Annotated in this window: 13 protein-coding genes; 7 read left to right on the forward strand and 6 right to left on the reverse strand. The window is 63.8% G+C overall.

Annotation, left to right across the window (positions count from 1 at the left end):
• Positions 1-1,648 (forward strand): hypothetical protein (locus NU1_RS42460; RefSeq protein ID WP_067529215.1); only part of this gene is annotated, 1,648 nt, incomplete at its 5' end.
• On the opposite strand, the gene NU1_RS38470 is transcribed toward NU1_RS42460, so the two are convergent.
• Entirely contained in the window at positions 1,632-3,404 is a 1,773-nt protein-coding gene (locus tag NU1_RS38470; RefSeq protein WP_169815205.1) for a tetratricopeptide repeat protein, read from the reverse strand. The genes NU1_RS42460 and NU1_RS38470 overlap by 17 nt on opposite strands.
• 690 nt (positions 3,405-4,094) lie before the next feature.
• On the opposite strand from NU1_RS38470, the gene NU1_RS38475 reads away from it, so the two are divergent.
• Positions 4,095-4,925, forward strand: a complete 831-nt coding sequence (locus NU1_RS38475) for a Tn3 family transposase (protein WP_245720508.1) — start codon at positions 4,095-4,097, stop codon at positions 4,923-4,925.
• A 158-nt stretch (positions 4,926-5,083) separates the two neighbouring features.
• Positions 5,084-5,230 carry a recombinase family protein gene (locus NU1_RS43665; RefSeq protein WP_212762336.1) on the forward strand — a complete coding sequence of 49 codons (147 nt, stop codon included), beginning with the start codon at positions 5,084-5,086 and terminating at the stop codon, positions 5,228-5,230.
• Between the two features lie 87 nt (positions 5,231-5,317).
• Here the strand turns inward: NU1_RS43665 and NU1_RS38485 are convergent, their stop codons facing one another.
• From NU1_RS38485 to NU1_RS38495, 3 genes are read right to left on the reverse strand one after another with little or no spacing between them, the layout of a single operon-like run.
• On the reverse strand, positions 5,318-5,944 hold the full coding sequence (locus NU1_RS38485) for a PIN domain-containing protein (protein WP_067529219.1): 627 nt from the start codon (positions 5,942-5,944) through the stop codon (positions 5,318-5,320).
• Entirely contained in the window at positions 5,941-6,771 is an 831-nt protein-coding gene (locus tag NU1_RS38490) for an ImmA/IrrE family metallo-endopeptidase (RefSeq protein WP_067529223.1), read from the reverse strand. The genes NU1_RS38485 and NU1_RS38490 overlap by 4 nt, the downstream gene beginning before the upstream one ends.
• Positions 6,768-7,106 (reverse strand): helix-turn-helix domain-containing protein, encoded by a 339-nt coding sequence (locus NU1_RS38495; protein WP_067529225.1) that lies wholly within the window; start codon positions 7,104-7,106, stop codon positions 6,768-6,770. The genes NU1_RS38490 and NU1_RS38495 overlap by 4 nt, the downstream gene beginning before the upstream one ends.
• Positions 7,107-7,496: 390 nt before the next feature.
• Between NU1_RS38495 and NU1_RS38500 the strand changes: the two genes are divergently transcribed.
• The 4 genes from NU1_RS38500 (at position 7,497) to NU1_RS40950 (ending at position 10,954) form a co-directional block, all read left to right on the forward strand.
• Positions 7,497-7,943 (forward strand): AbrB/MazE/SpoVT family DNA-binding domain-containing protein, encoded by a 447-nt coding sequence (locus NU1_RS38500; protein ID WP_157553575.1) that lies wholly within the window; start codon positions 7,497-7,499, stop codon positions 7,941-7,943.
• Positions 7,940-9,019, forward strand: coding sequence for a tyrosine-type recombinase/integrase (locus NU1_RS38505; protein ID WP_067529227.1), 1,080 nt, complete (start codon positions 7,940-7,942; stop codon positions 9,017-9,019). The genes NU1_RS38500 and NU1_RS38505 overlap by 4 nt, the downstream gene beginning before the upstream one ends.
• 265 nt (positions 9,020-9,284) lie before the next feature.
• Positions 9,285-9,653 (forward strand): effector-associated constant component EACC1, encoded by a 369-nt coding sequence (locus NU1_RS38510; protein WP_157553577.1) that lies wholly within the window; start codon positions 9,285-9,287, stop codon positions 9,651-9,653.
• Between the two features lie 14 nt (positions 9,654-9,667).
• Positions 9,668-10,954, forward strand: a complete 1,287-nt coding sequence (locus NU1_RS40950) for a caspase family protein (RefSeq protein WP_169815206.1) — start codon at positions 9,668-9,670, stop codon at positions 10,952-10,954.
• On the opposite strand, the gene NU1_RS38520 is transcribed toward NU1_RS40950, so the two are convergent.
• Positions 10,947-12,305 (reverse strand): hypothetical protein, encoded by a 1,359-nt coding sequence (locus tag NU1_RS38520; protein ID WP_067529234.1) that lies wholly within the window; start codon positions 12,303-12,305, stop codon positions 10,947-10,949. The genes NU1_RS40950 and NU1_RS38520 overlap by 8 nt on opposite strands.
• Complete coding sequence (locus NU1_RS38525) at positions 12,302-13,051, reverse strand: hypothetical protein (RefSeq protein ID WP_067529236.1); 750 nt, start codon at positions 13,049-13,051, stop codon at positions 12,302-12,304. Before NU1_RS38525 ends, NU1_RS38520 begins: the two co-directional genes overlap by 4 nt.
• Positions 13,052-13,487: the final 436 nt, after the last annotated feature.

Below are 13,487 nucleotides of genomic sequence, written 5' to 3' on the forward strand. Positions count from 1 at the left end.
CCGAGAGCCGAGCGACCGTTACGACCCAGCGCGGGAGACGTTTCCGGAAACCGATCGTATTGTCCTCGTTGTAGCCCGCACGCTGACATCGACCTACCGTCTGCTGGAAGCTGTCCAGTGGTTCCGTGACGACTTCCGGATCAAGCTGGTGTTCACCGTCGACGAAACCTCAGTGTTCAGCACGGGCGTAAAGGAATTGCTGCGCGCGGCGAGGGTGCGTCTCGTCGAGTGGGAACAGGTGCGGGAGAGGGCTTTTCGGTACGATCTAGTCCTGGCGGCCAGCGAGAATATCGACTTCGACGCGATCGACGCGCATACCGTGCTGTTGCCGCACGGCCTCGGATTCAACAAGCTGCTCCCGAACGGGGTGGGGCCGGATCTCCGAGTGGCCGGTCTCCCACCACAACACGCACTGCGGGCCGGCAAAGTGACTGTCACGCTCTCCCATCCTGAACAGCGTGACCAGCTGTTCGCAGTCAGTCCCGCCATCGCAGGGCGCACCGAGACCGTGGGCGACCCGACCTTCGATCGGCTGCGTGCCAGCCGGGGCCTGCGCGCTCGCTATCGGGAAGCATTCGGCACGGGCGATCGGACGCTGGTGGCAATCGCCTCCACCTGGGGTCGACAGTCGGTAATCGGCCGCTGGCAGACGCTACCCGCGCAGCTTCTCGGCGTGCTCGAGACCGACCTGTACCAACTGGTCGCCGTGCTGCATCCGAATGTGTGGGCCTATTACGGCGAGTTTCAGATCAAGCTGTGGCTGTCCTCCGCCCTGGACGCTGGACTGATCCTGATGCCGCCCGACTCCGGTTGGCACGCCGCGCTCATCGCCGCTGATCAAGTCATTACCGACCATGGCTCGTTGGGGCTGTTCGCCGCCGCCTTGGATCAGCCGCTACTGATGACCGGCCGCGCAGCTGAAACCGTTCCGGGCACACCGACCGACGAACTGGCCCGATGCGTTCCGACGCTGCATCCGGGCGGCGAATTACGCAGCCAACTCGACGCCGCCCGCAGACTGCACGTGGCAGGCCGATACACGCACATCACCGACCGCGTCTTCACCCACTCGGGCAGTGCGGCACACAATGTCCAAGCCCTGATCTACCGCGAACTCGCATTGTCGCCGCTCCCCGACCCCAGCCCGCTCACCCGCATCCCGATCCCGGAATGCCACACGCGGGCGGTCACCTCGTACGTCGTCCATACCACCACGGTGGCAACCGACGCCTCGGTAACCCTTGTGCGATTTCCGGCAGCGGTCTGGCGGCCCGCCGACGACGTCGACGACGAAACCCATGTGGTCGCTGAGGAATCCGAAGCGGATCTCAAGATCATCGAGCGCGCCGCCGCGCTGACCCGTGAGATTGTGCTCGACACCGTGCCCGCGCGGCAATGGGCGTGCTCGGCTCTGAACGACTACCCGGGCGCGCGGCTCGCCGTCGCCGCGACCACGACGGGCTGCCTTGCCGTGATCCGCGACGGAACCGTGATCCGGGCGGTCGCCGAACCCGCAGATCCGGTGCACACCCAGCTCATCGCGTCGGCGATCTACTGCTGTCTGATCGATCGATCATTGCCGGACCGGCCACTCACCATCCGGGCCGGAACCACAACGATCGACGTCACTTTCACTCCGGATCGGTGAGCCGCCCGAGCCGTTCGGTCAGTTCCCCCACCCGGTCACCACCGAGCTCACGGTGGATCCGCACCATCCGCCGCAGGGAAACGCGCATGGTCTCCGCGTCCCGGTCCTGCTCGGCGAGGCGGACGAGCTGCTCGTGTGCGGCGGCCTCATAGAATGCGTCGCCGCTGCCGGCCAGCACCTCGATCGCCTCGGTGAACATCTCACGCGCCCGCCGGTGATCTCCGCGCGCATCGAGTACCCGGCCGAGTTCGGTCAGGCACCGCCCCGTCATCCGCGCATCGGGCTCCGCCAGTGCGCGAATCAGTGTCAGCGCGGTGCCCATCGTATGCTCGGCCTGTTCGAGATCACCCCCGCGGCATTGCGCCTGCGCGAGAAAGTAGGTCACGAAAGCGATTCCCCTGGAGTCATTCTCGTCAGCGAACAAGCTGAGCGACCGCGCATAGGCCGTGGCGGCGGACTGCGGATCGGTCGCATCACGGTAGCGGCCGATGAACTCCCACACCGAGGCCAGCAAGCGGCCGTCACCGGCGGCCTCCGCCAACGGCAAGGCCCTGATGATCAGCTCCTCGCGGGCACGCTCGGGCTGTTCCAGCTCGATCCATGCCCGGGATACGAAGCTACGCAACCGCGCCTCGGCGCGAGGATTGCCGACCGCACGGGCCGAGTCAGCGCCGAGCTGGCTCGATACCGTCCAATCGACGTAATACCGCCTGGTCACGTAGACGGCGGTCAAGGCTTCGGCGAGCTGCCATGCCCACTCGTGCCACCCTTGCTCTGCCGCGCTGCGCTGTACCGCAAGCAAATTCGTGCGCTCGCGATCCAGCCAGTCCAGGGCGCGAGAGCGAGCGTCGGCGCCCACGAACGGCGACCGATGACCGTCGACCACGCTGGCGGGCGTACACCGGTAGCGCTCGGTGCCCAGGATCGCCAGATCCGCGAACGCCGCCGTAACCGTCAAATGCTCGACAACCCCGCGCAGCACGGCCTGGTGAACCTGCTCCGCATCGAGCTGCTCCGTGAGCTGAGCCGCATGCCTACGGACGATGGTGTGCAATGACAACCGCTGCGCCGAGTCCTCCTCCAGCAGACCGGCTTCGATCAATGCGCCGATGGCAGCATCGGTGGTCGCGGGACTGCGAGCGACCAGCGCGGCGGCGGTATCCGCGGCCAAATCTCCTCCGGGATACAGACCCAGCAGGCGGTAGAGCCGAGCCGTCTCCTCGTCCAACGCAGCATAGGCGTGGGAGAAGACCGCGGCCAAGGCTTCCCAACCCGCCCTGGTGAATGGCGCCGACCCGGTTTCGTCCGCATCGATTGCGGCCACCACCGATTCGATGCTCCTACTCGGACGACCCACCAGCCCGGACACCGCGACCTGCAACGCCACCGGCAGCCCGGCGCATCGGCGAACGAGCTCGGCCACCGCCTCGGGTTCCTGCCGCGCGCGGGCGCCGACCAGTTCGGTGACCATGTGGACACCGGCGGCGCCATCGAGTGGTTCCAGACGGCGGGCTTCGGCGCCGCTGGTGACCAAATCGCTTAGCTGGCTGTTGCTGGTCACCAGAACCGCGCTCGCCGAGCTGATCGGGATGAACGGCGAGACTTGCGCCGCGTCGGTCACGTTCTCCAGCACGATCAGCACCGACTTGTGCGCGGTGAGAGTGCGCAGCCGATTCGCCCGTACCGCCGGACTCGCCGGAATCATGTCCGCCGCGACACCCAGCGCGGCCAGGCAGGCTGCCAATGCATCCGCCACGGACACACGTTCTGCGTGCACCGGCCCGAAATCGACATACAGATCACCATCGGCGAACGACCCCGCCGCGCGCGCCCGTTCGACACATCGCCGCACGAACGCGGTCTTCCCGACGCCCGGAAGACCAGCGCACACGCGAACCCGCGGACCACCGGACCCGAAACCACTCATCCACGCAAAGTCCGGCTGCCGATTGACGAATACCCGGGGCCCCAGCGGAACTTCGCGCGGCACCATCATGCAAGACCCTCCCACACCTCGACCGTGACCACCGGCAAGCTCCGCCGCGTTGTTCAGAACGGACTACCTTGCTCAACCTTACTGGCCCACAAAAGAATCGGTACCGAACCACTTAACTCGAACAGAAATGCACTATCGTTATGCCGTAAGGAGCAGCGCCGCGATCCGACCCGGACCAACTGAGTGGCCGGGCGGGTGAACTGCCTAGCACCTGAAGTGGCCGTCCCCTGCCAACGTCGAATCGACTGCACGGCAATGTATCTGTGCACCCCGTGGCGAGCGCCTCCTGTGCCACGCCGAGACTCGCGCCCAGCACCGGTAAGCGGTCGCAGTGGTTCCGCTTTCGGATGAAGAGGTATCGCTGCGGTCTGTTCAATAGAGGTTCGCGATCCGGCCGGCGCCGCGAAACTGCGAGCCGCGTGGGCTTTGAAGGTGTCGATGTGGGTCTGCGTGATTCCCACGGCCTCAACCGGTTTCGCCCAGCAGGTCGGGGCCAAGGACCATATCGTGCGCGCCGCGATGCTGCGCGAAGTCGCACGGGTACTCGGCCGGATCGCCCAACAACTCCGATGCATCACCGATACCGAAGAGCGCATTGCCAGCGGATTCGCGATCCGCACAATCCACGCCCGGCCGAGCCCACGGTTCTTCGGACGCCGCCGCGGAATCACCTGGTTGAACATGCTCAATGATCAAGCCGCCGGGCTGGCGGCCAAGCTGGTGAGCGGGACACCGCGCGACTCGCTGCATATCGACGACGTGTTGCAGAGTCAGCGGGGCGGCCGGATACCCGAGTCGGTCGGTACAGATACCGGATCGTACAGCGACATCGTTTTCGGGCTCCTACATTTGGCCGGATATCAGTACCAGCCGCAGTTGGCGAACCTGCCCGATCAGCGGCTGTGGCGCTTCGACACCCGCGCCGACTATGGGCCGCTCGATCAGGCCCCACGCGGACGAATCGATGTCGACAAGATCGGCCTGCATTGGGAGGACATGTGCCGGGTCGCAGTATCGATCCATTCCGGTGAGGTCAGCGGTCACGACATCACCCCGGTGATTTCTCGCGCCGACCAAACCCGTTGGGGGAGGCGATCGCCCATTACGGGCGGATTTTCAAAACCCTGGACATCCTGCCCGGTGCGCGAGGAGGACGCCGCCAGGTTGTCGGCGTTCATCCGCGCACACATCGGCCTGGACGGGCACTACGCCTTCCACCTGCCCGACCTCGGTGGAACACGCCGCTCCCTGCGTGACCCCGACACGAGAGGCAACGATTAGCGGGTGTGCCTTGCTACAAATAGCGGGCCAGCTCCGAGCGCCGCTGGAGCGGTATCGCCGCAGGCCGGATCCCATGCTGTTACCGCAGTGAGGCGGGCATACCCGACGAACGGATCTCCGTCGACAAGAAGACTGCCACCACCGTCGACCGACCCGACTTGACCGCGCTGCTGAAGTACGCTCGCTCCGGCGACACCATCGTGGTCTACAACCTGCGCGAGGTCCTCAACCTCGTACAGGGCCTACGAGACAAGGGAATCGGTGCGCTCGCTCGGCGATCCGATGCCGATCAATACAGCCGATGACGGGATGGGCCGCTTCGCGTTTCTGCTGCTGGCGTTGTTCGCGGAGATGGAGCGTACGTTCATCGCTGAACGCTGTGGCGAGAGCTATCACGAGCCTCGTCCCTTCCAAAGGTCTGCAGAGAGTAGCCGGGTATTGCTGATCGGGGACAGCCCGTCGTCGCATGTACGCAGCTTGGCGTAGATCGCCTTCATAGCCGCTCGGTCCGGTATGTGGGTTGTACCGGCCGCGCGCTCGAGGATGATGGTGGTGTTGACGAGAATGATCCGCCCGACTGGACGTTGTTGCGCGCGCAGCCGGTCGAGGCGCTGTGCTTCGGCGGTTGCCATCCTGGCACCGGATTGGTCGTCAATGACAACGGTAACGAGCTGACCTTGTTCGGCCGCGGCGACCGCATGCGCCACCACGAGCAACTCGCCGAGATCTTTCGCCTGCTTCTTCCGCTCGGTCCAGGGCATATCGAGTTGGCGAGCACAGACCGCTTCCAACGTGTCGGTCCACTCATCGGACAGAACCTCGACCCATTTCGGTGTCAGTTTGGACCACACCAAACCGACCCGTTCGAATCGACGATCAGTCCGCGACTTGCGCAGCACTTCGCTTTCAACGGTCTCGGGTGTGCTGATCGGTCCCAGAACATCCAGCAGCAACCGTTGTTGGTTGATGGCCAGGAAGTTCAGTGCCGGTCCGGCATCGATGACGGGCTTGGCGCTCATCCGGCGTCGCTGTCGCCCAGGTCGGCGTCGAGCTCATCGAGATTGATATCAATCTCGGGCAGGTCTGCCGGATCGGCCCAGACCGGTTGCAGCTCGGCGGGGGTGAGACCAGCATCGGTCAGTTCCTCTTCCACCGTGGCGACATCGAGCCCACGCAGGGTCGCGATGGTCTGGACCGGCACCGCGTTCTGGAGGTAGCCCGCGATCGCCCACGCCAGCAGCTGTTGCGGAGCCCGCCGACGATTCGATTCCGCCTGCATCGCCTGGTATTGATCCGACCACCCGAAACGAGCCGCCAGACGCGGGGTGGTTTCCACCCTCAGTCGCGCCTTGGCCTGGCCGTCGAGATATCCCACCTGTTCCAGCGCGATGGCCGCGATCGGTGGTGAAACCAGGTAGCGCTGCACCACTTTCGATAGCAAGGCCAGCTCGTCGCGGTCCTGCTCGGCGGCCACCAACTCGCGAACGCCCATGAGCGGGAGTAACAGGTGCCGCGCGAACGCGTTGGCGCGACTCTCGGCCGGGCTGGCGGAATCAACCTGTGGTTCCTCGGCCCAGTCCCCGAAGACCACATGGGCCAGCTCATGCGCGAGGGTGCTGCGTTGGCGCATCGGATGCGGGGTCCGGGCCACGGCAATATACACCGTGCCCCGGTCCCTGTGCCGCATGGTCATGCCGTGCTGATCGGGTCCGGTCTCGAGCACAGCCACGTCGGCGCCGATGGTCTGCTCGATCAGGGTGACCAGGTCCCCCAGCGGCTGGTAACCGAGGTGATGATCTTCCCGGTAACGTTCCGCCGCTGCCCGTCCTTCAGACTCCGCGCTCATCCAATCGCCGCGATGCCCTGATCGACCAAGTGCGCGTCGAGCTCGAGAAACCGCAACATTTGTTCGTACATCGAATCCATCGACGCACTGTTGACTGACCGCGCAGCGCACTGCACCCGCCCTGCCACGCGGGAGGCGCCGGTGAGCTCGGCCAGCACGACACCGGTAGCACCAGCGATGGCCACCAACTCATTCATCTTCGCGGCACGGTCGCCCGAGATCGTGCGCGACAGCGTCGCCTGAGAAATCCCGGTCGCGGCGGCAAGGTCACGCTGACTGATCCCAGCAGCACCGAGCGCCCGCTCGATCCGCTCACCGACGGTCGTTGCAGTCATGTTCACACCTCCTGAATCACTCGCCTTACTTGTGATTCAGTATAGAGGTTAATCCCTGAATAGAGCAATGAACCCCACCCGCAGACACTGCGGGACGAAAACCAAATCGGAGCTGTCGTCGAGCACCACACCCACGAGATTCGCGAACCGCTGTCGAGGCACCTACCCACTGCGTATTCTTGTGGGCATGAACACCTGCCTTCGGCAGGTTTGTCATCTCTTCGTGTGTAAGTCCCCCCTCGCGCACAAAAACCCGGCTCACGAGCCAGAAACCAGATTCGGGTGCTTTAGTGCACTGAAACACCCTGCCTCACCTGCGAAAACACTGACAAGCCAGGTCCGAAAAACCGCTCACGAGCCAGATTCGCCCCGATTTCGGGGGTGGTGGCCATGATCGACGTGATTCCGGCTCTGGTGCCGCCGCCAGCGCCCTTGCAGCAACTCATCAGCGATCCGATCGATCCGGTAGTCCTGCTGCCGGATAGAGGTGGCTCGGTTGTTTACGGCCTCGCCGTGGTCGCCGACGGCGGTCGTATCGCCGACAAGAACGTCGCTGCGGCACTCGGCTGGGGTTCTGGTACCCGTGTCGACCTCTCCGCCGCCGAGCATGGCGCTCTCTTCGCGCTTCCCGATCCGCAAGGCGCGATCACCGTCAATCCCAAGGGATATCTGCGCATCCCCTACCGGCTGCGGCGCAGGGTCAACCTCTTCCTTGGCGATGCGGTCCTGCTGGCCGCCTACCCGGACTGCGAACGGCTCGCCGTGTACCCACCCGGCGCACTGCATACATTGCTCGAACCCAGCCGCACCAAGCTGCTGGGAGGTGTACGCCGATGACCGCCCCGGAAGCCGGAAAGACTCCCCCGGCACAAGCCCTCGAAGCCGCACGAACGCTGCTGTCGCAGTTGGGCATAGCCCCCGCCGACCTGATCAGCGATCCGATCGCGGTGCCCACTTTCGCCGACGTCATTCCTCGTGTCCGTCAGACGCTGTCCCCCGGCACGCTCCGCACCTACAACACCCACTTCCTTCACCTGCTCGAGCAATGGCCACACCGACGCCTCGACGAGCCGACCAAACCCGAACTGACGGCGATGGCGGAGCGGCTCAAAGCCGAATCCGTCGCCAAAGGGTCGCGCCACGGACGAGGAACGGTCGAGAACTTCGTCGGCGCCCTCCGCTGCATCTACCGCTACGCCGAAGATCAGTGCTGGATAAGACCGGCCGACAATCCGGCCCGCAGGGTCGCGAAACCCGCACGCCGCCCAGGAACGCGCTACGCCATACCGCCCAATCAACTCGCCGACATCATCCGCACCGCCGCCTCCAGCGGCAACGATCCACACCTGGACTGCCTGATCCTTCGCCTGCACACCGAAACCGCGTGCCGCCGCGGCGGCGCACTCGCACTCACCCCAGCCGACCTCGACCCCGACCAATGCCTGATCCGCCTGCACGAGAAGGGCGAAACCGAACGCTGGCAACCAGTCTCACCAACCCTGATGCGCCACCTCCTCAACCACGCCCGCGAACGCCACGCACCCCAAGCAGGACAGCTACTCCGATACCGCAACGGAAAGCCGATCACCAAACGCCGCTACGACCACCTCTGGGCCCGCATCGGCGAAGACCTGCCCTGGGTCGCGGTCCAGGGCGTCACAACCCACTGGCTGCGCCACACCACCCTCACCTGGGTGGAACGACACTTCGGATTCGCGGTGGCGCGCTACTTCGCCGGCCACGACGACAAGAAGGCCGGCTCCACCGTCACGTACGTCAAGTCCAACCTGCTCGAGATTGCCGCCGCTGTCGCCCTGATGACCGGTGAACCCCACCCACTCGTACGCGCCTTCCAACCCAACCCATTCGCAATCGACGCGTCCGCACGCTACCCATCGCCAGAAGAACGCTGATGCAGACCCTTCAGAAGTCCACGCACTACCGAATTCGCACACGACCGCTCCGCCCGCCGATCGAGCCGACATGTCCCCCAGGAGCGGCCCTATGCCAGACGGCTGGGAAGCTGATGCCAGATTCGGAGTGGACCTGCGTAGGCACCAGCGGCAGTTCGACCCAACCAGGCCAACCAGCAGAGGGTGCGGTACATAGACGGGGAGGGCGAAAATCCGGCCGAGGAGTCGTGTCCGGCGCGGGGCCGAGATGCGGCAAGATAGCCACATGTCGAATCAGAATGGGCAGTCGCCGATCAAGATCACTGGCGCGCCTGACGATTTGGTCCATCTGTTGGACTGGTTCCGTCGTGATGAAGCCCTTCGGGGGCGCGTTCAATCCCAGGCTCCGCAGGCCAGCGACGGACACATGGGTGATCTCTACGATGTGTTGATGGTGACCCTTGGCGCCGGCGGTGCCGCTACCGCGCTGGTCAATTCACTCCGGATTTGGTTTACCACACGACACGCGGAGTTGACCCTGACCGTCACCCTTCCCGACGGCACGGAGATTCTGCTCGATGGCAAGCGGGTAAAGCAGGATGAGACGTTCGTCAGCCTCCAGAAGATGATTGAAACCTTGGGCACTGGCCAGTGATGCGACGCCCGGATATGGATCTCTCGCGTGCGGTGTTGATCGGCGTCGGGCAGTACGACACAGGTGAGCAAGTTACGGCTTCTGCTGTCTCCAGTGCACTCGCCCCGCTCGACTCGGTCGCCAACAACCTCGCCGATCTGCAGGAATTGCTGACCGACCCGGATCAAGGAACCTTTGCGGCGCGTCACTGCGCGCTTGTCGAGAACCCCCGCAGCCCTGGAGAGATAGGTAGCGTTGTTGCCACAGCCGCCCACAGTGCCGAGGATGTCCTATTCGTGTACTACAGCGGCCATGGACTCATTGACTCCAGGGGACGGCTATTTCTGGCACTGCCGGGCAGTCGTTCAGACCAGATATCGTGGACCTCATTGCCTTTTGAAACGTTGCGCGAGGCGATTATTGACAGCCCTGCCAAGGTCCGAATCCTGATACTGGACTGCTGCTTCTCGGGTCGCGCATTCGAATCAATGGGCGAGGAGGAAACCGCGATCGCAGGTCAGACAGAAATAAATGGAACTTTCACGATTACCTCGTCTGCGGCGAATGAACCTTCCTTTGCGCCAGCCGGAGAAAAGAATACGGCGTTTACAGCAGCACTGTTATCCGCAGCTTGGGCGTCGCCTGGGATCACACTCGACGAGTTGTATCGCGACACCAAGCGCAATCTCGCGTCGCTGAGTCGCCCACAACCCCACCGCCGCGCCGTTAACGTCGCAGGCGATCTCGTAATTTTCGGTCATCCCGAGCAGCGTCCAGCCACCGCCGAAGAATCTGGGAACAGCCAATCCAATGAAGCGTTTAGAGCTAACGAGGCTCGTAGAGTTGTCGCATCAGTGGACCCGAATGATCTGGCACCGAACCTGTGGAATGTTACGGTTCATAATGGTAGCGCAACCCCGATTACCAGTCTCAAAGTTGAGGTCTACCCAGTAGAAGTAAACAGCGCTACCGATGCTGATCTGACACTTGAGTGTCTGCCTGCCAAGAATCAGCCGACACTGCGACGCGCGATCGACGATTTTCTCCGCACTAAAATGCAAGCCGGCCTCGGCCAGCAACTTCCCTATGGATATGGCGCGATGGTGACCGACTATCTTGCCCCCCAGTTAAATTCAGCCGTCAAACAAAAGATGCTTGACCATATGGCCGATTCCTTTCCCGAGGTTCTCGAAGCTGGTGCAGACGCCAGCGTTGTCTATCTTGCACCGAATGCCTCCTCGATCCAGGCAGACATCACGTTCGTCGATACAGATGGGCATACGTGGACGCGGCCTCATGGTGAGCTGCCCCGCACTACCTGATCGATGTGCGCTGTATCGATGATGTCGAGGGTTGACGGATGATGTTCGTGGCGGGGACCAGATCGCTGAGCATGTCCCGCAACTCGTGGCGCCCCGCGTCGAGTACCTGCATGACGGTGTTGAGGTTAGTTCCCGGAGGCAACGGGGCATCGGCGACGAGATCGTCGACGGTGAACTCGGTGCCGAGCCAGAAGCTGAGGTCACGGATGTGGACTGCGCGCACGTTCTTCGGGTCGGTGAGATCGATCCGCAACGGTTCGAAGTGATATCCGGTCGCGTCCGGGTGGTCGCCGAATGCGAAACGCAGTCCGGAGCGACGTACCAGACACGGAAAGCAGTACCCGCAATGGGATACGCCGAATGGTCGCGCGGTGGTCGGATGGCCGCAACTGACTGTTCGCTCCAGGGCTTCATGCCCCAGGCCAGCGCCCTGCGCTGCGTCCAGGGCGATCTTGGATACTTGGCCTTTCGTCAGACTGAGATATGGATTCCAGACGGTGACGCCTCCGCCCAGCCCTTCGATGAGCTTGTTGACCTTGTACAAGGTCCATGGGTGGACCGAGCGGGTCGAGCAGGCGGAGCGCCGGGCCGGCGTTAACGCGGGATTCAGTGCGAGCTGGCCGTTTTCGGGTATCACCACTCGGTCGACTCGGTGGTTGACTGCGGCGCACACCGCTGTGGCGATGTAGAGCAGGCTGCGCGACCGGATGGTCGAATCCCACCCTCTACCACCACTGCGGGGACTCAGGCCGAGTTGCTCCATTTCGACAGTGCCACTGGCCCGACGCGCGAGCACTTCGATGTCGCGGAAGACTCGATTCGGCGGGTCTTTCAGTGGCCTGTTGTATGCGACGAGAACAATCTTGTCGTTCTTGTCGAGCAGGCTGGCGCGCTGAAACGCATACGCGGCCGAGTCCAGGCCACCGGAGAACAGTGCGACCTCGGTGGCATCCGGAAGCCTCAGTGCCGGGGGTGGATTCGCGCCGGAGTGAACCCCGATGATCCACGTGTCGCCGGTGAGCATCATCAGCAAACTCGATAGGTCGGTGCGCTGCTGCGGCCCCCAAAGATCGGGCTCGCGCACCTGAATGGACAAGTCGATGGTTCGCGTCCACTTGTCGACAGTGATCTCGCGCGGCGAACGGCGATCAGCGAGATACACGGCCCGCGCCACGTGCCACAGGTCGTTCGCCCACTGCTGATCCTCCGCGACACTCGTCAACCTCGCGATGCGATCGGGACGATCGGCGAAATCGGTATCCGACAACCCTTCCCGTTCCGCGAACCGATTACCGAACTCACGGGTGACGTTGTTCGTGTAATGGAAGCGGAATACGGTGCGCCGCGTCATGATCCCCCCATCTCGTCGGTCGATAACCCGAGGACCCGTCGGACAGTCTCCTCGAGAAGACCGCGTGCCAGATCGGCGAGCGACGTTCCCTCCTTCTCCGCACCACCAGTCTCGTCGCACGGGCTCGGGATGAGCCCCACGATGTTCGAGGCGACCCAGTCTGCGATCACACCGGATGGATCGATAACCTGAACAACCGGGAACCACAGCGTGATCTTCGCGGCGACCACCGATTTGATGAATTCCTCGACTACGTGCACGAAGAACAGCTGGTAGATCTCACACAGCAACACCCCGCTCATCCGGTACTCGATATCCGCGTTTTCGATGCCGCGAGCGAAGCGGTCATCCTGCAGCATCGCTCGCCCGCATCGGACGACGGCCCGGCGGATCACGCTGTCGGTCGGTGTTGCGCCCGCTCCGCAGACACGGACTACGAGTTCTTGCACGATCGCTGTCTCGCGCATATCGGCGGGCGCGTCCAACGGCAGACCGAACGCCGCAAGCCCCGTTTCCGAGAGGTCGTCGAGGACGTCGATCAGGTTCGTGCCGGCAATAATCAGACCCTGGCGTAATCCAAATGCATCCGGATCGGCCCGCAGAGTCTGATTCAGGGCGTCGACCACCTGCTCGATCGCACGAATCTGCTGCTTCTCGACTACAGCGCGGTCACTTGTCCCCGTTGAGCCGCCGATAGCGCCATCATCGGAGCCGTTGTCGATGCCACGTGCCGTAAGCGTGTCCACCCTCCCCAGCCGCATGTTCGGCGCGAGCCAAACGCCTCCCCGTGGCCCAGGCCAGCGTGTCGAGGTCCCCATCCCCACCTCCTCGAACGAACCCGCTGCGGTCGCCGCGCCGAGTGAATACCAGGCAGTACCCACCCAATTGTATCGACTACCGCATCAAAACTTATGTAATCGACTGCTAGACACCGTCATTCGATAGCCCGCAGCGATCGAAGGCGTGCCGTCTGTGAGCGAACGGCGAGCACCGCGACTCGGGGCGGTGGCGCGGGCGCACGCTACACCGGCGGCGCGGGCGGTCAAGCCGCACCTGCCTGGGGACCGTCTGTGCGAACTCTTCCGCTCGTAGCGGCGAGCATTCGTGTCTCGGATTGACCGCCCTGTCCCGCCGCCGGTGTGGACGCGATGCGCCCACCGCCCCGAAGGGCACGGCGCGCGC

Source organism: Nocardia uniformis NBRC 13702 (genome assembly GCF_001613345.1).
Classification (GTDB): domain Bacteria; phylum Actinomycetota; class Actinomycetes; order Mycobacteriales; family Mycobacteriaceae; genus Nocardia; species Nocardia uniformis.